This window comes from uncultured Mediterranea sp. (genome assembly GCF_902493215.1).
Classification (GTDB): domain Bacteria; phylum Bacteroidota; class Bacteroidia; order Bacteroidales; family Bacteroidaceae; genus Bacteroides.
Genome location: NZ_CABUOL010000011.1, coordinates 74,548 through 98,617 on the forward strand (window position 1 = coordinate 74,548; position 24,070 = coordinate 98,617).

The following is a 24,070-nucleotide window of genomic DNA, read 5'->3' on the forward strand; positions in this document are numbered from 1 at the left end:
GCGTTCAGGATGACATTGCGTTTTGATTACACTTTTCTGTTTTGAGCCTCCTCATCTTTTCTGTATTCATCCCTCCCAGCTTTCTTTCCCCTTCCTCCCGTCTTCCTTTTCCCTTCCCTGCGGGAAAGAACCGCATAAGTCCGTAGAAATTCTATATCTTGGCCGCTCAGATGTACATCTTGCGGGCTAAGATATGCATCTGACGTGCCAAGATGTACATCTGAGCAGCTAAGATATAACTTTCTGCACGGGTAAAGCTGTGCTTTGTACGGAGGAAACCATCCTTTTGTCTGCTTTGTACCAGCGCTTTGTCCGTCTTTTGCTTCCACTCTGTACCACTTGCAGGGCGGATATGCTCGCTTTTTCGGACAGAAATCTTATCTTTGCGCAGAAAACCTGAATAATATTCATTCTAAAAACATACAGCTGCATGAAGACAAACATCTACAGAAACCTGTGCATGGCTGCCCTGCTGGGCGCCTCGATGGCTGCCTACGGCCAGACTGATGCTGCACGGACGAATCCTTTCCTCACCGAGTACACCACCCCCTACGGCGTGCCGCCCTTCGAACAGATTACGCTGGCCGACTACCGCGAGGCCTTCCTCAAGGGTATGGAGGAACAGAAACGGGAAATCGCCGCCATCGTGCGCCAGCGTTCCGTACCCGACTTCGACAATACCATCGCTGCCCTCGACCGTAGCGGCGCGCTGCTCACGCGCGTCTCCCTCGTCTTTGGCGGACAGAACAGTTGCAATACTTCGCCCGAGCTGCAGGCCCTGAGCAAGGAACTTTCGCCCCTGCTTTCGGCCCATCGCGACGACATCTCGCTCAACGCCGGACTTTTTGCCCGCGTCAAGCAGGTGTACAACAACCGCGAACGCATGGGATTGGACAAGGAGCAGACGAAACTGCTCGAAGAAACCTACAAGGATTTTGTGCGCAGCGGCGCCAACCTCAATGAGGCCGACCAGCAGAAATTGCGCGAGCTGAACAGCCGCATCGCCCTGCTTCAGCTCACCTTCGGGCAGAACATGCTGCAGGAAACGAACGCCTACAAGCTGGTCATCGACAACGAAGCTGACCTCTCCGGCCTGCCCGCTACGCTGGTAGCCTCGGCCGCCGAGACGGCCCGTCAGCAGGGACTGGAGGGCAAGTGGGTGTTTACCCTGCAGAATCCCAGTGTGATGCCCTTCCTGCAATATGCCGACAACCGTGCCCTGCGCGAACAGATCTTCAAGGCCTACACCAACCGCGGCAACAATGGCAATGACGCCGACAACAAGGCCGTGGTGCGCGAACTGTTGGAGGCCCGCCTGGAGAAGGCCCGCCTGATGGGGTACGAAGACTATGCCTCGCTGGCGCTGGAGACGCGCATGGCCAAGACACCCGACAAGGTGTATGCCCTGCTCGACCAGATTTGGGAACCTGCGCTGGCGAAAGCCAAGGAAGAGCTGAAGGACATCCAGGCCGAAATCAAGAAGGACGGCAAGAAGTTCAAGGCCGAAGGCTGGGACTGGCGCTACTACTTCGAGAAAGCCAGGAAGGCCAAGTTCGACATCGACGAGAACGAGGTGCGTCCCTATCTGGAGCTGAACCACGTGCGCGAGGGAGCTTTCTATGTGGCTACCCGCCTGTATGGCATCCGTTTCCGCCCGCTCACCTACATGCCGCTGCCCCATCCCGAGGCACAGGTCTTCGAGTGTATCGACAAGGACGGCAAGACGCTGGGAATCATTTACTTCGACTTCTTCCCCCGTGCCAGCAAGCGTGGTGGCGCCTGGTGTGGCAGCTACCGTCCGCAGGGGTATGACAAGCACGGCAACCGCATCATTCCTGTGGTGACCATCGTCTGCAACTTCACCAAGCCCACTGAAGGCCAGCCTGCCCTGCTCAGTGCCGACGAGGCTTCGACCCTCTTCCACGAGTTCGGCCACGGGCTGCACAGCCTCTTCCGCGACGTACACTATGCCGGGGTCAGTGGGGTACCCCGCGATTTCGTGGAGCTTCCTTCGCAGATCAACGAGCATTGGGCCTTCGAACCCGAAGTGCTGAAATACTATGCCCGTCACTACCAGACGGGGGAGATGATGCCTGCCGAACTGGTGAAGAAGCTGGCCAAGAGCGGCAAGTACGGACAGGGCTTCGCCACGGTGGAATACCTGGCTGCCTCGTATCTCGACATGGACTTCCATACCTTGAAATCCATCCCCGAGGATATGGACGTGATGGCTTTCGAGGCCAAGACACTGGGCAAGCGCAAGCTGCTGAAGCAGATTCCTTCGCGCTACCGCACCACCTACTTCAACCACACGATGGGTGGCGGCTATACGGCGGGCTACTACAGCTACATCTGGGCCGAGGTGCTGGATTGTGATGCCTACGGTGCCTTTACCGAGAGCGGCAACATCTTCAACCCCGAACTGGCCGACCGTTTCCGCCGCTATATCCTGACGCCCGGCGGCATCGACGACGCCATGGACATGTACAAGAACTACCGCGGGCAGGAGCCCGACGTGAAGTGGCTGCTGATCAACCGTGGTCTGTATCAGCCGGAGAAATGACAGAATGAACGGAAAACAGTCTTTAAACCGATACAAACCGATGGAACAACAGATGCAGAGACATGCGCGGGTCGATGTGGCCGACGTGCTGCGTGGGCTGGCAGTGATGGGCATCATCCTGCTGCATTCGATTGAACACTTCAATTTCTACTCTTTTCCCGACGAGGCGGGACGGAGTGCCTGGCTGGCCTTTACGGACCGTGCCGTGTGGGACGGCCTCTTCTTCCTCTTCGGCGGCAAGGCATATGCCGTGTTTGCCCTGCTCTTCGGCTTCAGCTACTTCATACAGTACGACAACCAGCGTCTGCGCGGGCGTGATTTCCGCCTGCGCTTCTGCTGGCGGCTGGTGCTGCTCTTCCTCATCGGCAATCTGAACGCTTCGTTCTTCACGGCCGAGGTGCTGGTGCTCTATTCGCTGGTGGGCTTCATCCTGCCGCTGGTATGCCGCCTGCGCGACAAGTGGCTGTTCATCGTGGCCTGCGTACTGCTGGTACAGCCGCTGCCGCTCTACTATGTGATCCGTGCCGCCCTCGACCCGGCGTTTGTGACGCCTGCCTTGCCTACAGGCAGCCTGTGGGCCGCTACGTTCGAGGCACAAAGCCATGGCACCTTCCTCGACACCCTGCGTGTCAATCTGTGGGAAGGCCAGCTGGCCAGTCTGGCCTGGGCGTGGGACAACGGACGTGTGCTCCAGACGGCAGCCCTCTTTATCTTCGGCTATCTGGTAGGCCGTCGGGGCTTGTTCCTGAAGGAGAATCTGAAATTCTGGAACAAGGTGCTGTGCGGTTCGCTGGTGGCCTTCTTCCCGCTCTACGGATTGGGTAACATGCTGCCCGATTTTGTGCAGAATCCCTCGGTACGTACGCCGTTGCTGCTTGTGGTATCCTCGCTCTACAAGTTTGCCTTCATGCTGTTGCTGGTATCGGCCGTTCTCAACGGTTATTACCGTACCCGTCTGAAGGAGCGGCTTGATTACCTCATCCCCTATGGCCGCATGAGTCTGACCAATTACATTACGCAGAGCATTATCGGCTCCATGCTGTTCTATAACTGGGGTTTCGGCCTGCACGACAAGTTGGGCATCACGGCCAGTGTGCTGGTCGGTGCCCTGATTTTCGTGGTACAGCTGGCTTTCTGCCGCTGGTGGATGCGCCGTCACAGTCATGGCCCGATGGAGTATCTGTGGAAGCGGGCTACCTGGCTGAAGTGACTCTGGTAGGGTATAGTAAAGAGACGGTCTCAAAATGAAGAGCTGCTGATATGCAGTCATTTTGAGACCGTCTCTTTATTTGAAAACTTGGAGTCACCTTAATACTTGAAGCTGCTTCCGCCCAGGAATTCACGCAGCAGTGAGGTGGGCGGTATTTCCTTGTCCTGCACGGGGGTGAAGTATTTGATGAACTTCAGCAGGCGGTAGGCTTCGGCATACTCGGGGCAGTTGCGCGGTACGCTGTTCAGTATAGGCTCGGCGTGGCTGCGCAGCACGGCCAGTTCGAAAAGCAGGGCCGAGTTGAACATCACGTCCGCATTCTCCTGATAGGGGAAAATCCATTTGTCTTCGCCTGCCCGTACGCTGGGCCAGCGGGAGATGGTTTCCTGAGCCGAATAGCCGCGGTAGTTGTAGTCGCGGATGATGCGGCGTATCAGTCGGTTGTCCGTGGTAGGTATCCAGTTGTGGTCGTCCAGCGAGATGGTGGTCAGGGCCGACACGTAAATCTTGTACTTGTTTTCGGCAGGAATATGGGGCGTCAGTTCGGGGTTCAAGGCATGGATGCCTTCCAGGATGAGGATGGTGTGTTCGTCGATGCGGAGTTTGTCTCCCTTGAACTCTTTTTTGCCAGTGGTGAAGTTGAAACGGGGCAATTCCACTTCTTCGCCGCGCAGCAGGGCCTGTAACTGTTCGTTGAACAGCTTGAGGTCGAGGGCGTAGAGCGATTCGTAGTCGTAGTTGCCTTTCTCGTCGAGCGGGGTCTGTTCGCGGTCTACGAAATAGTTGTCCAGCGAAATGGGGTAGGGGTGCAGGCCGTTAGTCATCAGCTGTACGCTGAGGCGTTTGCTGAAGGTGGTTTTTCCAGAGGACGAAGGCCCCGATATCAGGACCAGCTGTGCGCGGGTGCCGTTTTGGGTTCGCTGGAAGATGTCGTCGGCTATCTGTGCGATTTTCTTTTCCTGCAGGGCTTCGGCCACATTGATGAGGTCGGTGGCGTGTCCGTTCTGGCAGGCCAGGTTGAAGTCGCCCACGTTGCTTAGGCCCATGATGTGGTTCCAGCGCAGGTGTTCCTTGAAGACGTCGAGCATTTTCTCCTGTTTCACCACGTCTTCCAGTACGTTGGGGTTCTCCTTGTTGGGGATGCGCAGCAACAGGCCGTCATAGTACTTGATGATGTCGAACAGCTTGATGAATCCTGTGCTGGGCAGCAGGTTGCCGTAGTAATAGTCTACCGTGTCGCCCAATGTATAATAATAGGTATAGAGCAACCCCGATGTTTCCAACAGCTTTACCTTGTCGTCCATGCCCCGTTCGCTGAATACGCGGACGGCTTCGCTGGTGTGGCATTCGGTGCGGTGGAAGGGAATGTCTTCGGCTATGATTTCCTGCATGCGTTTTTTGATGGCCTGCACATCTTCCAGCTCAATGGGACGCCCGATGCGCAGGTTGCAGAAATAGCCCTTGGATACAGGGTGTTCCACGTAAAGCTTGCCTTCGGGAAACAGCTCACTGACCGTCTTGTAGAGAATGAAGCAGAGTGAACGGACGTAGGTACGCATACCCGACGGGTCGCGCACGTCGAGAAACTCGATATCCTTGTTGTTGTACACCCGGAAGTTAAGCCCTTCGGAGCGGTTGTTGACCTTCGCACTAACCACCTGATAGGGAAAATCAAGATTAAGTTCGGAATAAATATCCAAAAGTGAGCTTCCGATAGGGAATTCTTTATAAATATTATTATTTTTGCAACAGATTTGTAACATGTGTTTCATAAGTCTTCTTTTTAGAGTTTGATGGCACTAAAGATAAGCTTAATAACAGATGAAGCAAAGAAACCCCTTAAATTATTAAAGATGGAGTATTCTTTTTATGATTTATTAAAGCTGTTCGGTTCTTTGGCTTTATTCCTTTATGGAATGAAGATTATGAGTGAAGGTCTTCAGAAGTTTGCCGGCGATCGGCTCCGGAAAATCCTGACAGCCATGACGACCAATCGGGTGACCGGTGTACTGACCGGTGTGTTGATTACAGCCCTGGTACAATCTTCGTCGGCTACCACAGTGATGGTGGTCAGTTTCGTCAACGCAGGTCTGCTGACCCTTTCCCAATCCATCGGCGTCATTATGGGTGCCAACATCGGTACTACGGTTACGGCCTGGATTATTTCCGCCTTGGGCTTCAAGGTCGATATCGCCGCCTTCGCCCTTCCTCTGCTGGCCTTTGGCATTCCTCTTCTCTTCTCCAAAAAAAGCAACCGCAAGTCCGTCGGTGAATTCATTTTCGGTTTCTCCTTCCTTTTTATGGGGCTTTCCTACTTGAAAAGCAATGCTCCCGACCTGAGTCAAAATCCTGATATGCTGGCCTTTGTGCAGAACTATACGGATATGGGTTTCTTCTCCATTCTGTTGTTTGTTTTTATCGGTACCATTCTGACGATGGTAGTCCAGGCATCGGCCGCTACGATGGCTATCACGCTGATTATGTGTGCCAACGGATGGATCAGCTTTGAACTGGGTGCCGCACTGGTGCTGGGTGAGAACATCGGTACGACGATTACGGCCAATCTGGCGGCACTTACGGGTAATACGCAGGCCCGGCGGGCGGCACTGGCTCACTTGGCATTCAATGTGTTTGGCGTTATCTGGGTACTTGTCCTTTTTGTTCCTTTCACGGAGGCTGTTTCCTGGTTCGTCGAGAACGTGATGGGCTCTACCGATCCTGCCGTGGCGGTTTCCTTCAAGCTCTCTGCCTTCCATACGGCTTTCAATATCTGCAACGTGTTGATACTGATCTGGTTCGTTCCCTTTATCGAACGTACAGTTTGTGCCATTATTCCGCTCAAGGAGCAGGACGAGGAATACCGCCTGCGTTTCATCTCGGGCGGTATGCTGTCTACGGCCGAGCTTTCCATCCTGCAGGCCAGCAAGGAAATTCACCTGTTTGCCGAGCGTACGCACCGCATGTTCGGCATGGTGCGCGACCTGCTCCATACGGAGAAGGACGATGACTTCAACCGTGTCTTCAGTCGCGTGGAGAAGTACGAGAATATCAGTGACAGCATGGAACTGGAGATTGCCAACTACCTGAACCAGGTGTCAGAAGGCCGTCTGAGCTCGGAAAGTAAGTTGCAGATACGTGGCATGCTCCGCGAGGTGACCGAAATAGAGAGCATCGGAGACAGCTGCTATAACCTGGCGCGTACAATCAACCGCAAGCGCCAGTCCAATGAGGACTTTAACGAAAAGCAGTACGATCATATCCACTGCATGATGAAACTGGCCGATGAGGCTCTTTCACAGATGATTGCAGTGGTAGAGCGTACCGAACATCATCCGGTGGACGTGAACAAGTCCTACAATCTGGAAAACGAAATCAACAACTACCGTAACCAGCTGAAGAACCAGAACATCATTGATGTGAACAACAAGGAATACAGTTATCAGATGGGCGTCTATTACATGGACATCATTGCCGAGTGTGAGAAACTGGGCGACTATGTGGTGAATGTGGTGGAAGCCAGCTGCGATATCAAAGAAAAGAAGGCTTCGTAATCACGAAGCCTTCTTCCTGTTTCTTTTTGATCAATGAGTCACCTCAAAGTCTTCCTTGCCTACGCCACAGAGGGGGCATACCCAGTCGTCGGGCAGGTCTTCAAAGGAGGTACCTGGCGCAATGCCATTCTCGGGGTCACCCAATTCGGGGTCATAAATGTATTCGCATACGGTGCAGATGTATTTGTCCATACTTCTTTCTTTGGTTTGGTTCTTGAATAGTTGCAATCTTTCTCTCGCATAAGTAAACGCAAGACCTTGCCCGATTGTTCGGTTGGAGGTTCGTCTCTCTTTCCTAAAAAGATTTAATAATGTTAACGGTCTGAATTATTGTTGTATTTTTGTGCTCGGTTAATTAAAGCATGAACAATCTGCATGAGCACAATGAAAGAGAATACCAATCATTTCGGACTGACCGACGAAGAGGTACGCCGCAGCCGTGTCGAGCATGGAGTGAATCTGTTGACTCCGCCCAAACGTCCCTCCCTTTTCAAACTTTATCTGGAGAAATTTCAGGACCCGGTGGTCAAGGTACTGCTGGTGGCCGCATTGTTTTCACTGGTCATCTCGATTGTCGAGAATGAATATGCCGAAACCATCGGTATCATTGCCGCCATTCTGCTGGCTACGGGCATCGGTTTCTTCTTTGAATACGATGCCAACAAGAAGTTCGACCTGCTGAACGCCGTCAACGAAGAAACGCTGGTCAAGGTGATCCGCAACGGACACGTACAGGAAGTACCCCGCAAAGATGTGGTGGTGGGCGACGTCGTCATTCTGGAGACGGGCGAGGAAATGCCGGCCGACGGTACGTTGCTCGAGGCTGTTTCGTTGCAGGTAAATGAGTCTAATCTGACCGGCGAACCGGTGGTTTCCAAAACGACCCTCGAAGCCGACTTTGACGAAGAGGCTACGTATGCTTCCAACCGCGTGTTGCGCGGCACAACCGTTGTCGACGGGCATGGTATGATGCGTGTCGAGGCCGTAGGCGACGCTACCGAAATCGGTAAGGTAGCCCGCCAGAGCACGGAGCAGACCACTGAGCCTACTCCGCTGAATATCCAGCTCACCAAATTAGCCAACCTGATTGGCAAGATCGGCTTTACCGCTGCCGGACTGGCCTTCGTCATCTTCTTCGTGAAAGATGTCATCCTTTTCTACGACTTTTCTTCCTTCCATACTTTTGCCGACTGGCTGCCTGCCCTGCAAGCCACGTTGAAGTATTTCATGATGGCCGTCACGCTGATTGTGGTGGCCGTACCCGAGGGCCTGCCGATGAGTGTCACCCTGAGCCTGGCGCTGAACATGCGCCGCATGCTCTCCACCAACAACCTGGTGCGCAAGATGCATGCCTGCGAGACGATGGGTGCCATCACCGTTATCTGTACCGACAAGACGGGTACGCTGACACAGAACCAGATGCAGGTGTACGAGCCCAGCTTCTACGGACTGAAGAACCGGGGCGAGCTGGCCGACGACGAACTGAGTTGTGCCGTGAAGGAAGGTATCAGCGCCAACTCGACCGCCTTCCTCGAGGAAATTGCGGCCGACGGAAAAGTGAAGGGTGTAGGCAATCCCACTGAAGTGGCCCTGCTCCTGTGGCTCAACAAGCAGGGACAGGATTACTTGAAGTTGCGCGAGGCGGCGCAGGTGGTCGATCAGCTGACCTTCTCGACCGAACGCAAGTATATGGCTACGCTGGTGCAGTCTCCGCTGCTGAACAAGAAAGTGCTCTACGTGAAGGGTGCCCCCGAAATCGTGCTGGGTAAGTGTCGGGATGTGGTGCTGGCCGACGGACGTACCGATGCCGCTGCCTACCGCTCCACCGTCGAGGCCCAGCTGCTGGGCTATCAGAACATGGCCATGCGTACCCTGGGCTTCGCCTATAAGGTGGTGGCCGACGACGATACACGCGACTGTGCTTCGCTCGCAGCCGACGGCGACCTCTCATTCGTGGGCGTAGTGGCCATCAGCGACCCTATCCGCCCTGATGTGCCTGCCGCCGTGCAGAAGTGCCAGTCGGCCGGCATCGGCGTGAAGATTGTGACGGGCGACACACCGGGCACAGCGACCGAGATTGCCCGCCAGATAGGCCTGTGGAAGCCCGAAGACACCGAACGCAACCGCATCACCGGTGCCGACTTTGCCGCCTTGAGTGACGAAGAGGCTCTGGAACGTGTACTGGACCTGAAGATTATGTCGCGCGCCCGCCCCACGGACAAGCAACGCCTCGTGCAGCTGCTCCAGCAGAAAGGGGCCGTGGTAGCCGTGACGGGCGACGGAACGAACGACGCGCCAGCCCTGAACCACGCCCAGGTGGGCCTCTCCATGGGTACAGGTACCTCCGTGGCCAAGGAAGCCAGTGACATTACCTTGCTGGACGACTCGTTCAACAGCATCGGTACCGCCGTCATGTGGGGCCGTTCGCTCTACAAGAACATCCAGCGTTTCATCGTTTTCCAGCTTACCATCAATTTCGTGGCTCTGTTCATCGTGCTGCTCGGCTCGCTGGTAGGTACCGACCTGCCCCTTACCGTGACGCAGATGTTGTGGGTGAACCTCATCATGGATACCTTTGCCGCCCTGGCGCTGGCTTCCATTCCGCCCAGCGAGGGCGTGATGAAGGAGAAACCCCGCAAGCCGACCGATTTCATCATCACCAAGCCCATGCAGGTGATGATTTTTGGTGTGGGTTTGCTCTTTGCCTGTGTCTTGATGGGCATGCTGCTCTATTTCGAACAAGGAAGCATGACGGTACGCGAGCTGACCATCTTCTTCACCTTTTTCGTGATGCTTCAGTTCTGGAACCTTTTCAATGCCGCGTGTTCGGCACGACCGATTCTGCCTTCAAGGGCATTTCGAAATCCTACGGTATGGAATTCATTGTGCTGGCCATTCTGGTGGGGCAGTTCCTTATCGTGCAGTTTGGTGGAGCCGTGTTCCGTACCGTTCCGCTCGATGGGCCGACGTGGTTGTTGATTATTGCCTCCTCGTCGCTGGTGCTTTGGGTGGGCGAATTGGTGCGCTGGATACAGCGTCTGCGGAAGAATAATGAATAACAAAAGATGATTGTGATGAATTTACAAGGAATAGATACACTGATAATAGACTTTGGCGGCGTGCTCATCGACCTCGACCGTCAGCGCTGCCTCGACCGTTTCGACGAGCTGGGCATTCCCAACGTGCAGGCCATGCTCGACGTGTGCCATCAGCAGGGCTTCTTTCTGCTTCACGAGAAGGGGCTGATCGGTGATGCGGAGTTCCGCGATGAAATCAGAAAGATGGCGGGCGTTTCTGTGACCGATGCCCAAATTGACGAGGCATGGAACAGCTTCTTGGTGGGCATTCCTGCCTATAAGCTCGACCTGCTGCTGGAGCTTCGCCGGCGTTACACCGTCTACCTGCTGAGCAACACCAACGACATCCACTGGCAGTGGGCGTTACGCAACGCTTTCTCCTACAACGGTCATCGGGTGGAAGATTTCTTCGACCGTATCTTTCTTTCCTACGAGATGAAGCTGGCCAAGCCCGACGTGGCTATCTTCAAGCAAGTACTGGCCGATACAGGAGCCGATCCGTCCCGTTCGCTCTTCATCGACGATGCCGAGGGTAACTGCCGTGCAGCCGAAACCTTGGGTATCCGAACCTACATGCCGAAGGCGCACGAAGACTGGAGTCATTTGTTCAAAAACTGAAGCAGGCCGTGCAGCAGATTTCCGATATCCCTGTAGATAGGATTCGCCCCAGCGTGGCAACCATCGGCTTCTTCGACGGCGTGCACCGCGGTCACCGCTACCTGCTCAGCCAGGTGCAGGCTGTGGCGGCGGAGCGTGGACTGGCTTCGACGGTCATCACCTTCCCCGTTCATCCGCGTTGCGTGATGCAGCCCGACTTCCGTGCCGAGCTGCTGACCACCTGTGCCGAAAAGCTGGCTTTGCTGGACGAAGCGGGACTGGATTATTGCCTGTTGCTCGACTTTACGCCCGCACTGGCTGCGCTTTCCGCCCGTCAGTTCATGGAACTGCTGGTGCGCCGTTATAACATCCGTGTACTCTTCATCGGTTACGACCACCGCTTCGGGCACGACCGTTGCGAGGGATTCGACGACTACGTGCGCTATGGCCGTGAACTGGGCATTGAGGTTTTGCCCGGCGAAGCTTGTCTGCCCTCGTCGTTGGGCGTTTCGGGAGAGACTGACGACAGTCTGCGTGTGGGTTCATCCAGTATCCGTCGTCTGCTTCACGAAGGTGAGGTAGGCCGTGCGGCCGATTACTTAGGCTACCGTTACTTTCTGAACGGAACGGTGGTGAGCGGTTTTCAGATCGGGCACAAGCTGGGTTATCCGACGGCCAATCTCGATGTGGATGATTCCTGCAAACTCATCCCGGCGCATGGCGTCTATGCCGTCCGGGCGCTTGTAGACGGGCAGTCGTATGGCGGCATGTTGAACATCGGCTGCCGTCCCACGCTGGACAACGGTACCAACCGCACCATCGAGGTGCATATCTTCGACTTCGACGCCGATATCTACCACCATCCCCTGCGCCTCACCTTTGTGCAGCGCATCCGTCCTGAACGGAAGTTCGCTTCGCTCGACGAACTGGCGGCACAGCTTCATCGCGATGCCGCCGAGGCACGTGCACTGCTTGCCCTTTCTTGTTGATAGTTATCTAAGCAGTAAGCTAATCTTTCAATAAAATAATCAATTTGTTGCTTTGTGACACACAGTGGAGGTAATATTCTCAGAATGTTCGTCCCTGAATATCCGGTAAAAATGTGGTGCTCAAATAGTAACGATTCACGAATCTTAGAGATAGGAATGGTAAATTCGATTCCTATCATAAGTCCTCGTCCTCTTATTTCATTTATCAAAGGTGATTTCAGAAATTGTAATTGTTGTATAAAATAGGTTCCTGTATTGTTGGCATTCTCTATTAAATTTTCATCTTTCATGATTTGTATTACTGCCAAAGCAGCGGCACATCCCAACTGATTTCCGCCGAAGGTCGTTCCGAGCATTCCTTTTTTAGGGGTGAAAATATCGCTGATCAAAACTCCGGAAAATGGAAATCCGTTGGCTATACCTTTTGCTATAGTGATGATATCCGGTTTTATGCTACACCATTGATGGGCAAAGAATCGACCTGTACGGCCGTATCCCGATTGAATCTCATCCAGAATAAGTATTGTCCCATATTGTTGGGTAATATTTCGTAATTCTATTAAAAAATCAGCCTTCGGTATCCTGATTCCTCCAACCCCTGATATTCCTTCTATAATTACAGCGCAAATATCTCCATTTTGTAATACATTCTTCACCTCATTTATATCCATGTTGGAAAAATATACATTATCGTTGGAATTTAGGGGAGCTGTAATCAAAGGATTGTCTGTCGCTTCTACCGCTGCCGATGTTCGGCCATGAAAAGCATTTTTGAATGCGATTACTTTTTTCTTCCCTGTATGGAAAGAAGCAAGTTTGAGGGCGTTTTCATTTGCTTCGGCGCCCGAGTTAACAAAAAAAGCACTGTACTCAGGATAGTTGGATATATTTCCTATTTCATAAGCTAGTTTTTCTTGTAGTTTGTTTATTACGGAGTTAGAGTAAAACATTAAATTCTGCATCTGTTCGTACATACATTTAATCAGGTATGGATGAGAATGTCCTATTGATATGACAGCATGTCCACCGTAAAAGTCCAGATATGATTTTCCTTTTTCGTCGTAAACATAGCATCCTTTACCCCGAACTATATTTATGGGGAATACAGAATATACATCAAATAAATTCATGGCAAATTCTTTTTTTATTTCTAAATTAGTTCTCCCGTTTTGGTGTGTTTTCTCATTTTTTTTGTATTACTTCATTCTTCCGTATTTCATTTCTTCACCGTCTTTGTCGTATTGTTTTCGCTTACCTGTTGGAGGAGCTGACAGTGTTATTCTTACTACAACTGTACGATGAAGACTTCTTTCGACTGCAGCCTCGAAAGCAGCCATGTGTTTAGGGAGAAAACGTTCGCTTATTAATTTCAAGGCCAGGATTTTCTCATCACTATCAGTTACGATTTCAGCCTTTCCGAATGCTATTGCGGAGCGATACTGAAGAGTGAAGCTACCGTCTTTGGGGCCAATTGTGGGTTGGCATTTTGTCACGGCTGAAAGGCATACTTCAGGATGTTCTGCTATGGCATTCAGTTTATCTCCTTCTGACGCACAATGAAAATACCATACATGATCATTTTTACTTGCCAGAGAAAGAGGTACACCGTATGCTGTACCGTCTGCCCGGGTAAAACTTACAGTAATATAAGGCGCCTTGCGCATTACTTCAATCGCCCACTGCGAATCCATTTCACGACTTTTTTTTCTCATATTTATCTCAAGATAGTTAAATGGTTAATTGTATTTGTAATAAGAATAGATATCATCGTCACTGACGGTAGGTAATACATTCATCTATCTTGCAAAGTTACTATAGAGAAAAGTAATAGAATGTAATAAAAATGACAATATTGCTATTTCTTCGGAAATATTTGATGAAAATATGATGTGTATGAACCAGGAGAATCCTGCAATCAGGATTAATATAAAAACGGAGCAAGTTTCATGATGTTGGAGAAATCATTAACTTTGTAAGTTCCCTCAAAATAGACTAGTATGGAAGTAATAGATTTCAATGATTATTATAAGGACATATTATTCTCAATACCATTGTTTTGTGATTTGAGTCTCCATATAAAGAAAAGGCTCATCCGAGAACTGGATTTTGGACTGTTTCGTTTTCCTGACAATGAAATTATTGTGAAGCAGGGAGAAATCTGCTCCAGACTCTATATCCTTTTGAAAGGTGAGCTGGAAGCCAATATCATAGATGCAAACGGAAATGAAGTTCTGATAGAAAACATTGTTGCTCCACGTGCATTTGCAACACCTCATTTGTTTAAAGAAGACAATAGGTTTCCTGCAACATTTACGGCAGTTAAAGAGTCTGTTCTCTTGACCGTGACCAAAGAATCTACCTTTCGTCTCATTAGTGAATGTCCTGATGTCTTGAGGAATTTCCTTTGTGTCTCAGGGAACTGCAATGTATGCACGACAGTGAGACTGGATGTCTTATCCAGAAAAACAATCAGGGAACGTCTTTTGGTCTATCTGTTTAAAAAGAGGGCCAATAATTCTAATGTCATTAAAATGCCTCATACTCTGACACAACTGGCAGAATATCTGAATGTAACCAGACCTGCATTGTCTACAGAATTTAATAAAATGGAAAAGGAAGGTCTGATTAGGAGAATATCTAATGGCAACATAGAATTGAACTTAGCAAAAGTAAAGAAGCCCATTTGATATGAGTCATTTGTATACGACGAATATCCATAGTTCTTATGAGCCAGCATATCGTGGTGGAAACTATTCGATTTCGAAAACACCTTGCAGCGGCAGGTTGTCCGAGGTGCCTCCTATCATTACCTTATAGCGGCCCGGTTCGGCCACGAAGTGCAGATTCCGGTCGGTGATGGACAAGTCGTTCCGCGTAAGGAAGAAGCTGACGTCCTTGCTTTCCCCTTTCTTCAGGAATATTTTCTCAAAACCTTTCAATCGGATGGGAGGAACGGCAACCGAACTCACCGGGTCGTTGAGATAAAGCTGTACGACCTCTTCGCCGTCTTTGTTGCCTGTATTCGTGACCGTGCAGGTCACTTTCTGCATGATGTCCTTCCCGTTCCCCTCCTCGAGACGCAAGTTGCTATAGGCAAAGGTCGTATAGCTCAAGCCGTAACCGAAGCTGAAAAGAGGTGTGCCCGGACTGTCCATATAGTCCCGTTGGGGGCCTTGTGAGTAGTGTACGGGCAGTTGTCCTTCGTTGCGGGGCACGGATAGGGGCAGGCGGCCGCTGGGGTTGTAGTCTCCCAGAAGTATGTCGGCTATGCCATGACCTCCTTGTTCTCCGGGATACCATGCGGTGAGCAGTGCATCCGATTTCTCGTTGGCTAGGTTCATGTTCAGCGGACGGCCGGCAATATAGACGGTAACCAGTGGTACCCGGGTAGCAGCCAGTGCACCGATCAGTTTCTCTTGGTCGCCCAGCAGGTTCAGGGTGGCGCGGTCGAAACCTTCGCCGCATTCCATATCCGGCAGGAGGTCCTTGCCGGCATCGGAAACGGTGGCGGCACCGGTCTGTATGTATTGGGTCTTGAAGTCGCGGGCACTCGATCCGCCTACCACCAGGATAATCACATCCGCACCTTGGGCGGCCTTCACGGCTACCTCGATGTCGCTCTGGGTCGTGTCGCGGATGGCACAGCCCTTGACGTAGGTCACGGTAGCGTGGGGCAGTCTTGCACGTATGGCGTCGAGCACGGTTACAATCTTCTTCCGTTCCTGGGGAGCGGTATAGTCGCCCAGGTAATTGTACATCATGTCGGCATTGGGACCGATGACGGCGACACGTTTCAGTGCGGAGGGGTTTAAGGGCAGGATGCCGTCGTTCTTGAGCAGCACCGTACCTTCGCGTGCCACCTTCCGGGCCAGCATGCGGTGCTCTTCGCAGTTGACGGTCTGCTTGGCCTGTCGGGGCGATACATAGGGGTTCTCAAACAATCCCATCCTGAACTTCAGCCGCAACACGTTTTTCACGGCGCGGTCGATATAGCTTTCCTGTATCAGACCTTTTTCCACGGCAGCCGCAAGTTTCTTGTAGGCATTGGCCCCCAGGTCCATGTCCGTACCGGCCTTGATGGCCTGTATGGCTGCATCCTCTATGTCGGCAGCCACGTGGGCGCCCGCTATCCCGTCGATGCTGGTGAGGTCGGAGTATACCATTCCTTCGAATCCCCATTTCTTCCGCAGTACCGAGTCCAGCAGGAAGGCGTTGCATGTGCAGGGTATGCCGTCTATGCTGTTGTAGGAAGTCATGACGGTGGCCGCCTTGCCTTCTTCTACCGCTTGCCGGAAGGCGGGCAGATGCTCGTCCATCAGGGCTCTGTAGCCGATGTCGGCCGGATTGCCGTTGTGCCCTCCCCGTGGAATGCCATAGGCGGCAAAATGCTTCAGGGTGGAATAGACGTGCCTGCCGTCCCTTATATCCGCTTCCGTGCCTTGCATGCCTTTGACCAGCGCGGTACCCAAGGCTCCTGTCAGATAGGGGTCTTCACCGAACGTCTCTTCCACGCGCGACCATCTGGGGTCTCTGGCCAGGTCGAGTACAGGCCCGTAGCCGATGTTCGCTCCTTGCGAACGCGCTTCCAGAGCGATGGCTTGTCCGGCCCCCTGAATCAGCTGCCTGTTCCAGGTGGAGGCTTGGCTCAGGGAAGTGGGGAATACGGTCGCGCCTATGGCCATGTGTCCGTGCGGGCATTCCTCCGCAAACAGGATGGGGATGCCCAGGCGGGTTTCTTCGACGGCATATCTTTGCAAGGCGTTCAGAGCCTTGGCCGCCAGTTCCGGGTTCAGTCCTGTTTCGAGTGTCTTCTGTGTCCAGGGATCGGCTCTGAGGACGGCCCAGTAGGAGCCGATGGGGGCTTCTGCCATCTGTTCCTTGTATTTTTCGGAAACGGTTACGCTGTCGTTCCCTATTTTGGTATACATTTCCCAGCCCAGCGGACAGCATATTTGGCCTATTTTTTCTTTCAGGGTCATTCTGCCCAGTAGGTCGTCCACGCGTTCTTCGATGGGAGCCGATGCCTGGCGATACGTACAAGGGTCGTTTTTCTGTGCATGGACAGTCCCTGCTGACAAGACAATCCCGCATATAAGAAAGAATGTTTTCATATTCAGAAGAATGGATACGTTTGTTTACGGGCTTAAAGTTACGTCTTTTTTTTGACATGAAAGATGTTTTTCTCCATCATTTACCATGATTCGGGAGGTATCTCAGCAGGTCGTTTGCCCTAAGGTTCTATCTGTCCTTGCATAAGATGCCATCTTGAGTAGCACAAGATGCCATCTTGAGCAGCATGAGATGCCATCTTGTGCAGCATGAGATGTCATCTTGTGTAATATAAGATGGTATCTTGTGCAGGATATCCTTCAATCCTGCGGTAGCTTACCGGCAGGGAAAGACCGGCCTGCATGCGTAGTTAAAGAATCGGGCGGCGGCACTTTTATCGTTTTTCGATAAATTTTTATCGTTTTATTTGGTTATCTTAGAAAAACATTCTTTCTTTGCATATCGAAAAACGATAAATGCTTATTGAAAAACAGAAATTGTATCATCTAAAAAAGGTTTGAGTTATGAAAGCAGTCAGCATGTGTATCACGGTCTTGGTTATGTTGTTCACCATTTTGGTAGCGTTTGTCAGCGGGCTGATAGCCGGCATTTAATAACGGATGGAGGAGAAATACGCCATGAAGACCGTTGTCAAATTAATCCTGATTTATTATCTGTTGCAGATATTGGGCTCGCTGGTGGCCGCGCCCTGCGTGATGATTTACGACTTTGCCACGACCGGCACGCTCGATATGGCTGCGGCACAGGCTCAGGTGATGGCTCCGGCCATGCTGCTGGGCTTTGTGTTCATTGCTGTCTTCGTGTGGAAGGCGGGCTATCTGACGAACCTCGGCCGGATGTTCTCGCCCGTCTCTGCGGGTTGGACGACAGGTGCTGTACTGGCGGGTGTTTCGCTCATCGTATGGGCCGACTTCCTGGTGGCGCAGCTCACGTTCCTGCCCGACTGGATGGAACAGACGTTCCAGACGCTTCAGGCCGGTTGGCTGGGCGTGCTCTGCATGGCGGTGCTGGGACCGGTGGTCGAGGAAGTGTTCTTCCGCGGCGTGCTGACCCGCGAATTGTTGAAACGCTATAAGCCTGCGACGGCCATACTGTTTTCGGGCCTGGTGTTCGGCGTCATCCACATCAATCCGGCACAGGTGGTGGGAGCCTGCATCTCGGGTTTCTTCTTCGCCTGGCTGTATGCCCGTACGCGCAGCATTCTGCCGGGTATCTTCATTCACATCCTGAACAACGGCTTGTCCGTCTATCTGATGCGCACGTATCCCGAAATGGAGACGGCGGGTGAGCTGCTGGGCACTACGGGTTATGCGGTGCTGCTGGCTGTGTCGGCAGTGGTACTGATACTTTCGATGGCCTGGCTGTTGCGCAGGCAGAATCATTTTAAACCGGAGGAATTATGAAAAGAAGATTGAACATACTCTGTGCCATCGTCCTGCTGGTGATGGGCTGGTCGGTAGGCGTATCGGTCTATTACATGGGGCTGGGCATGACAAAGGGTGTCCAGATGGGGATGGACGCTGCGCGCGAGAAGCTGGAAGATGGAAACAGCGCCCAGTTGGAGCGGGTGAGCAATCTGCGGACGGTCTCCGTGCTTCCCAAGTTTCTGGATGAATGGGAGGGAGACCTGTTCACCGACTCGGTACGCAACGAGAAGACGGGCCGCTACGTCCCGATGGCTTATACCAACCTGATGGTCAGCGTCCCGGTGGAGACGCCTGCCTGGCAGAAGGTGGCATCCACGCTGATGGGCCTCCTGGTGCTGGTGGCGAACGTCTGGGCGTTGGTGTTGTTCATCCGTCTGGTGGTGTCGGTCAACCGTTCGGACATCTTCAACTGGCGCAACGTCCGTCGCCTGCGCCGCTTGGGCGTGCTGCTCATCGTAGGTTTTGTCTGCGTGCTGCTGCCCGAATACCTGTCGCTTTGTAGCCTGCGCGAGGCTTTTGCGCTGGAGTCCTATGACCTGATACTCTCCGATTCGGTCAAGGTCACGAATCTGCTGCTGGGACTGATAGCGCTCATCGTGGCGGAAGTCTTTGCCATCGGGCTGAAGATGAAGGAGGAGCAGGATTTAACGATATAAGAAGATAGGAATATGAAAAATATATTTGGAAAGAAAAGTTCGAAAGAAGAACTGGAAAACGTGATGTTTTGCCTGATGGTGGTGTGTGCCTGTTGTCTGCTTTTCGTCTTTTTCCGTAATCTGGACTTATGTTATGATTTGGGGAAGGACGATACCGGCGGCCTGATTGCAAAGCTGCTGCCCGAAAATGTAACGTTGTTGGCAATGGCTGTATGTAGCGTACTCATTTATCTGATGCTGCGCAACGTACAAAAAGGGTTGGTCTTTACCAAGCAGAATTCAGATTTGATTATGACAATTGGGATAGTGCTGGAATGCAACGGCATCTTGCAGATGATATTCAATGCCTTTTTGTCCGATACGAAGGCTGGGAATACCATTCCGATGATTTATCTGTTGTTGGGCGTATTCTTCCTTTTCATTGCCTGCCTGTTCAAGGTCGGCATACGGATGAGGGAAGAGCAGGATTTGACAATTTAAGGAAGGAGGCATACATGAGTAGTATTTTTCATACAGATCGCAAATGGGTGGCAGGTATCTGCTACGTCGGTTTTCTGCTGTTGACGTTGATGCTGGCGGCGTTCGTGTTTTTTCTGGTGATGAATTTGTGGGTAGATAAAGATGCCAAGTCTGTTCGTATTCTCGGGTGGATGGCCTGGATTTATGGTTGGTCGTATCTGTATCACCGCTGGGTGAGGCGTTGCACCACGTGGTTGGCATGATTAAAAGGAGGACTACAGTTATGAAGAGATTAAAGAGTTGGTATCAACGTTATAAGGGCATGGGTACCCTGTTTTGGGTAGTATGTATCATATTGTTTTCAATCGTTTGTTTTATATCGGTGATAATCGATCTGATACAGGCTGGGGGTGATGAACGGCTGCAGGGTTGGGCGTATGTCTGCAACCTGCTGGCCCTGGTGGCGCTTTGCGTAAGCATTCTACGGCTGGATTGTCGAAACTTGTTGAGCCATAAGACAGCCGATTCGTTGGATTTCAGCGGCTATTTCATCATTCTGATGATGCTGATACGCAATTGGATTGTAGGCAGGAGTGATGCCTTGAGCGACAGCTGGAACTATTCGCTGGATGGGATGACCATCCTGCTGTTCGGTTTCCTGTTGCAGTTTGTCGGCAAGATCGTCCGCCGTGCGGTGAAGCTGAAGGAAGAACAGGACTTAACCATTTAATCCCCTTGCCTATGCCGATTGTAGTGAATTTGGATATTATGATGGCCCGCCGGAAAATAACGCTGGGCGAGCTGGCGGAGAAGATTGACATCACTCCCGCCAATCTTTCCATCCTGAAGACGGGCAAGGCGAAGGCCATCCGATTCTCCACCCTCGAAGCCATCTGCAAGGTGCTCGACTGCCAGCCGGGAGATTTATTGGAGTATAGGGAAAATGAAGAATGAGGATATATCAGAAGAAAGCGAATTCTTGTCTTGATACATCCTCATTCCTTATCCTTTATTTATTTAGCTTTCCTTCGCCTTGAACGCCAGCGCATACATCCGCATCTGCTTCACCATGGACAGCAGGCCGTTGCTGCGGGTAGGTGAGAGGTGTTCCTGCAGGCCGATTTGGGGAATGAAGTAAAGGTCGGCTTCCAGTATCTCGTCGGGAGTGTGTCCTGAGAGGACCTTGATGAGCAGGGCGATGATGCCTTTCACAATCAGGGCGTCGCTTTCAGCCTGGAAGATGATTTTGCCGTCCTTTTCGTCGGCTTGTAGCCACACGCGGCTCTGGCAGCCTTCTATCAGGTTCTGGTCGGTCTTGTACTTTTCGTCAAGCGGTTGCTGTTCGTTGCCCAGGTCGATGAGCAGCTGGTAGCGGTCCATCCAGTCGTCGAAGTCGCTGAACTCGGCGATGACTTCGTCTTGCATTTCGTTGATGGTCATATATTTCAGTTTTTAGAGATTATTTTTCGTTGTAAATCACTTCCAGTACGGTCTGTCCCACAGCCATCAGGGTGTTCTTGTCTATCACGTCCATGTTGTCGTCCGTGGTGTGCCAGAAGTCGCCGAAGCCCGTGTCGCACTTCGGGTCGTAGTTGATGATGTCCACGCAGGGAATTTTGCGCAGATTGTACACATAGAGATGGTCGTCCGTCACTTCCGTCCCGTCTTCCTTGGGGAAGAAGCTGCCGAAGCCCAGCCGGTGGGCGGCATCCCAGATCTTCTTGACCTGCTTGCCGGCCGTACGTTTGGAGAAAGCCTCCTGGTAGAAGGTGGCATTCTTGCCGCCTACCATGTCCAGCAGGATACCGAAGCGGGCATTGTAGTTGTTCACGTGGGGTACGCGTCCCCAGTATTGCGAACCCAGACACCAGGTGTCGGGCTTGTACTGGCCCTTGTAGAAGGTGGGGATACCATAGTCTTCGGCATCGAAGAAGATGATGTCGATGCCGATGACCGGTGCCTGCTTCTGCAGCTGGCGGGCTACTTCGAGCAGCACACCCACGCCGCTGGCTCCGTCGTTCACGCCCAGAATGGGGGTCTTGTGTTTCGACGGGTCCTTGTCCTCGTCGGCATAGGGGCGGCTGTCCCAATGGGCGAAGAGCAGCACGCGGCGGCGGCTGTCGGGGTTGTAGGCACCGATGATGTTGCGGGCCTTCAGAATGGTGTTGTCGTAGGCCACAAGGTCGGCATACTGGTTGTAGACCTTGGCGCCGAACTGTTCCAGTTTGGCAGCCAGATAGTCGCCACAGGCCTTGTGGGCGGCTGTATTGGGTACACGGGGACCGAAATCGGCCTGCCTTTGGACGTAGGTGTAGGCACTGTCGGCATTGAACGGGGGAACATTGACCGTTTCCGTCTTGTCCTTGTCTTCTTCCTGGCTGGAGGCATTGCTCTTGTTGCCGCAGGCTACGGCAGCCACAACCATCAGCAGGAACAGGGAAATTGAAGTGTATTGTTTTCTTTTCATCATGGGAATTTTTTTGTTTCTGATTGGGAAAATATTTTTCTCTAACTGGGGAAGCAGCGGATTACAGTTGGAAGGTAAGCCGAACTTCTTTCTTGTCGACCTCCAGACGGACGGGCGCGCCACTGACGAGTGGCAGGTTCATCGGGACATGCCCCACGGGGAAGTTGAAGCAGACGGGGTAATCGTATTCCTTTACCAGGTCGGCCAGGGCGCCGTAAAGCTCCTTGCCCAGCTGTTTCTTCTCCTCGTATTCGGTAAACTGGCCGATGATGAGGCCCGACAGGCGTTCGAGCACGCCACCCAGCTTCAGGTTGTACATCATACGCTCGATGGCATGGGGACGTTCGCCCACATCTTCTATAAAGAGCACGGTACCGTCGGCCGGGATGTCGTAGGGTGTACCGCGCAGGCCGTTGAAGACGGCAAAGTTACCTCCGCGCAGGATGCCTTCGGCTGTACCACGGCGGTTCAGCTTGTGGACGTCGCAGGTATAACTGAAGCTTCCTTCGGGCGCGACGATGGCTCCGGTCAGTATGTCTCGCAGAGCCTGCGTACAGAAATCATCTTCGGGTTCCACGGTGAGGTGGCGTGCCATGGGCGCATGCAGCGAAGCGAAACCTTCCTTCTGCCACAGGTTGTGCAGGGCGGTGATGTCGCTGAAACCGATGAGCCACTTGGGTGACTCCTTGAAGCGGCTGAAGTCCAGCTTGTCTACCAGATGTACTGCACCATATCCGCCGCGGCTGCATAAGATGGCCCGTGTGTCAGCATCGTCCATCGCTTCCTGCAAGTCTTCCAGCCGTTGGCTGATGGTGCCTGCATAGACACCGTTGGAACTGCCTGCGTGGCGTGACAACACGGGATGCAGGCCCCATGAGGCCAGCCGCTTGACGGCTCCCTTCAGGAACGACTTGTCTATCTTGCCGGAGGGCGAGAGGATGACAACCTTGTCGCCTTCGTGCAGGTAAGGGGGAATAATCAGCTTGTCCATATGCGTTCATCAAATCTATGTTGCTGCAAAAATAGTGAAAGGTGAGAGGAGAACAAAATATTGAAACTTGTTTCAGTTGTTTTTTTATCCTATGCCCTAATCTTATTCAAACACGGAAGTTGTCCGATTACGGATGGATTCCCCAAGGGTGATGTGAATTGTCTGAGTTTGTTTCATATTGGTCAATTTGTTTTTGATGCAGTTTGCTGAATAGATATGTAGGCAATTCTATTGCCACTCCATTCTGTTGGTATCCATTGAACCATGGCTGAAATAATGTTAGTTTAGCGGGAATTAAATATAGATTTCATCACTCAATGATATCGTTTTGGGGTGTTTGACGATACTTACTATACCAATGGTTAACTCAATCTGACTGAATTTGTAAATTCAAATGCAAAAAGTGAAACCGTTTTCGTTCCGTTAAACTAGTTTAAAAAGAAATCTGGTTATTAGTTTTATTGATTTAATTTATACTTTTGCTAAGTAATATGACTGATTTTTGGGGAGTTTGTAATTATCGGTAAATATTTTCTTATATTTTTTATTATGCATTCTTTAAATAGTGATTTTCTACTTTTGACTTATAGTTTAAATGATGTTTATATTTATTATTTTTAAAAACATGAAAAATCGTTTTTTGAAATTTGTACTACTTGCCTTTGCAATAAGTGTTGTAGGTTGCGAATCCGATGAGGATATTTCGCCGTCATTGAATTTCGATGGTGAAGAATCTGTTAATATCGAATCTTCGCAAGGAAAATATAGTATTAACTACAAAATTCAGAACCGTGTGCAGGGAGCAGAGGTAACGGCTGCTTCTGATGCAACTTGGTTGTCTGACATTAGCGTTGAACCAACCTCTGGCACGATCTCCTTTACTGCAGCCGAAAACTATGATGCTGAGCGAAGTGCTATAATTAATATAGAATATAAAGAAGCTGTTTAAATTTCTTTGTAATTAATTAAAAATCAGTAGGTTAATTGAAATATTTTTCGTAACTTTATAAGTA

Annotated in this window: 21 protein-coding genes and 1 pseudogene; 14 read left to right on the forward strand and 8 right to left on the reverse strand. The window is 51.6% G+C overall.

All coding sequences use genetic code 11. The annotated features are described in order from the left end of the window. Positions 1-460: 460 nt before the first annotated feature. Both RDO88_RS08390 and RDO88_RS08395 read left to right on the forward strand, forming a co-directional pair. Positions 461-2,563 (forward strand): M3 family metallopeptidase, encoded by a 2,103-nt coding sequence (locus RDO88_RS08390; RefSeq protein ID WP_307758963.1) that lies wholly within the window; start codon positions 461-463, stop codon positions 2,561-2,563. Between the two features lie 40 nt (positions 2,564-2,603). Next, a complete protein-coding gene (locus tag RDO88_RS08395; RefSeq protein ID WP_307758945.1) occupies positions 2,604-3,773 on the forward strand; it encodes a DUF418 domain-containing protein in 1,170 nt (389 codons plus the stop codon). A gap of 98 nt (positions 3,774-3,871) precedes the next feature. On the opposite strand, the gene RDO88_RS08400 is transcribed toward RDO88_RS08395, so the two are convergent. Further along, the gene (locus RDO88_RS08400; protein ID WP_307758946.1) at positions 3,872-5,545 is read right to left on the reverse strand and encodes a nucleoside kinase; all 1,674 of its coding nucleotides are present in this window, start codon (positions 5,543-5,545) and stop codon (positions 3,872-3,874) included. Positions 5,546-5,626: 81 nt separating this feature from the next. Between RDO88_RS08400 and RDO88_RS08405 the strand changes: the two genes are divergently transcribed. Beyond that, positions 5,627-7,324: a Na/Pi symporter gene (locus RDO88_RS08405; RefSeq protein WP_307758947.1), complete on the forward strand. Its 1,698-nt coding sequence runs from the start codon at positions 5,627-5,629 to the stop codon at positions 7,322-7,324. Positions 7,325-7,354: 30 nt separating this feature from the next. Here the strand turns inward: RDO88_RS08405 and rd are convergent, their stop codons facing one another. Then, positions 7,355-7,516, reverse strand: a complete 162-nt coding sequence (gene rd / locus RDO88_RS08410) for a rubredoxin (protein ID WP_204969526.1) — start codon at positions 7,514-7,516, stop codon at positions 7,355-7,357. A gap of 192 nt (positions 7,517-7,708) precedes the next feature. On the opposite strand from rd, the pseudogene RDO88_RS08415 reads away from it, so the two are divergent. The 3 genes and pseudogenes from RDO88_RS08415 to ribF all read left to right on the forward strand — a co-directional run bounded on the left by RDO88_RS08415 (position 7,709) and on the right by ribF (position 11,987). Beyond that, a pseudogene (locus tag RDO88_RS08415) lies at positions 7,709-10,383 on the forward strand (calcium-translocating P-type ATPase, PMCA-type). Between the two features lie 15 nt (positions 10,384-10,398). Continuing rightward, complete coding sequence (locus tag RDO88_RS08420; RefSeq protein ID WP_307758948.1) at positions 10,399-11,019, forward strand: HAD-IA family hydrolase; 621 nt, start codon at positions 10,399-10,401, stop codon at positions 11,017-11,019. An 8-nt stretch (positions 11,020-11,027) separates the two neighbouring features. Then, a complete protein-coding gene (gene ribF / locus RDO88_RS08425) occupies positions 11,028-11,987 on the forward strand; it encodes a riboflavin biosynthesis protein RibF (protein ID WP_307758949.1) in 960 nt (319 codons plus the stop codon). On the opposite strand, the gene RDO88_RS08430 is transcribed toward ribF, so the two are convergent. Together RDO88_RS08430 and RDO88_RS08435 are read right to left on the reverse strand one after the other, a co-directional pair. After that, the gene (locus RDO88_RS08430; RefSeq protein ID WP_307758950.1) at positions 11,939-13,117 is read right to left on the reverse strand and encodes an aminotransferase class III-fold pyridoxal phosphate-dependent enzyme; all 1,179 of its coding nucleotides are present in this window, start codon (positions 13,115-13,117) and stop codon (positions 11,939-11,941) included. The two genes, ribF and RDO88_RS08430, sit on opposite strands and share 49 nt — an antisense overlap. A 66-nt stretch (positions 13,118-13,183) precedes the next feature. After that, positions 13,184-13,699, reverse strand: a complete 516-nt coding sequence (locus RDO88_RS08435) for a pyridoxamine 5'-phosphate oxidase family protein (protein WP_307758951.1) — start codon at positions 13,697-13,699, stop codon at positions 13,184-13,186. A 285-nt stretch (positions 13,700-13,984) separates the two neighbouring features. On the opposite strand from RDO88_RS08435, the gene RDO88_RS08440 reads away from it, so the two are divergent. Then, complete coding sequence (locus RDO88_RS08440; RefSeq protein WP_307758952.1) at positions 13,985-14,674, forward strand: cyclic nucleotide-binding domain-containing protein; 690 nt, start codon at positions 13,985-13,987, stop codon at positions 14,672-14,674. Positions 14,675-14,737: 63 nt separating this feature from the next. Here RDO88_RS08440 and RDO88_RS08445 read toward each other — a convergent pair whose 3' ends face one another. After that, positions 14,738-17,098 (reverse strand): glycoside hydrolase family 3 N-terminal domain-containing protein, encoded by a 2,361-nt coding sequence (locus tag RDO88_RS08445; protein WP_374043927.1) that lies wholly within the window; start codon positions 17,096-17,098, stop codon positions 14,738-14,740. A gap of 576 nt (positions 17,099-17,674) precedes the next feature. On the opposite strand from RDO88_RS08445, the gene RDO88_RS08450 reads away from it, so the two are divergent. Genes RDO88_RS08450 through RDO88_RS08475 form a run of 6 tightly spaced genes read left to right on the forward strand, consistent with a single transcriptional unit; the run spans position 17,675 to position 20,553 of the window. Then, positions 17,675-18,460 carry a type II CAAX prenyl endopeptidase Rce1 family protein gene (locus RDO88_RS08450; protein WP_307758953.1) on the forward strand — a complete coding sequence of 262 codons (786 nt, stop codon included), beginning with the start codon at positions 17,675-17,677 and terminating at the stop codon, positions 18,458-18,460. Then, positions 18,457-19,140, forward strand: coding sequence for a DUF2975 domain-containing protein (locus RDO88_RS08455; RefSeq protein ID WP_307758954.1), 684 nt, complete (start codon positions 18,457-18,459; stop codon positions 19,138-19,140). Before RDO88_RS08450 ends, RDO88_RS08455 begins: the two co-directional genes overlap by 4 nt. A 12-nt stretch (positions 19,141-19,152) precedes the next feature. Beyond that, a complete protein-coding gene (locus RDO88_RS08460) occupies positions 19,153-19,620 on the forward strand; it encodes a DUF2975 domain-containing protein (protein ID WP_307758955.1) in 468 nt (155 codons plus the stop codon). 14 nt (positions 19,621-19,634) lie between these two features. After that, positions 19,635-19,862, forward strand: a complete 228-nt coding sequence (locus tag RDO88_RS08465; protein ID WP_307758956.1) for a hypothetical protein — start codon at positions 19,635-19,637, stop codon at positions 19,860-19,862. A 20-nt stretch (positions 19,863-19,882) separates the two neighbouring features. After that, a complete protein-coding gene (locus tag RDO88_RS08470; RefSeq protein ID WP_307758957.1) occupies positions 19,883-20,329 on the forward strand; it encodes a DUF2975 domain-containing protein in 447 nt (148 codons plus the stop codon). A gap of 11 nt (positions 20,330-20,340) precedes the next feature. Then, entirely contained in the window at positions 20,341-20,553 is a 213-nt protein-coding gene (locus RDO88_RS08475; protein ID WP_307758958.1) for a helix-turn-helix domain-containing protein, read from the forward strand. Between the two features lie 63 nt (positions 20,554-20,616). Here the strand turns inward: RDO88_RS08475 and RDO88_RS08480 are convergent, their stop codons facing one another. The 3 genes from RDO88_RS08480 to RDO88_RS08490 all read right to left on the reverse strand — a co-directional run bounded on the left by RDO88_RS08480 (position 20,617) and on the right by RDO88_RS08490 (position 23,057). After that, complete coding sequence (locus RDO88_RS08480; protein WP_307758959.1) at positions 20,617-21,039, reverse strand: SufE family protein; 423 nt, start codon at positions 21,037-21,039, stop codon at positions 20,617-20,619. 19 nt (positions 21,040-21,058) lie between these two features. Further along, complete coding sequence (locus RDO88_RS08485; RefSeq protein WP_307758965.1) at positions 21,059-22,066, reverse strand: M28 family peptidase; 1,008 nt, start codon at positions 22,064-22,066, stop codon at positions 21,059-21,061. A 61-nt stretch (positions 22,067-22,127) separates the two neighbouring features. Continuing rightward, positions 22,128-23,057, reverse strand: coding sequence for an LD-carboxypeptidase (locus RDO88_RS08490; RefSeq protein ID WP_307758960.1), 930 nt, complete (start codon positions 23,055-23,057; stop codon positions 22,128-22,130). A gap of 625 nt (positions 23,058-23,682) precedes the next feature. Between RDO88_RS08490 and RDO88_RS08495 the strand changes: the two genes are divergently transcribed. Continuing rightward, the gene (locus RDO88_RS08495; RefSeq protein WP_307758961.1) at positions 23,683-24,006 is read left to right on the forward strand and encodes a BACON domain-containing protein; all 324 of its coding nucleotides are present in this window, start codon (positions 23,683-23,685) and stop codon (positions 24,004-24,006) included. The last annotated feature ends 64 nt before the right edge of the window (positions 24,007-24,070 follow it).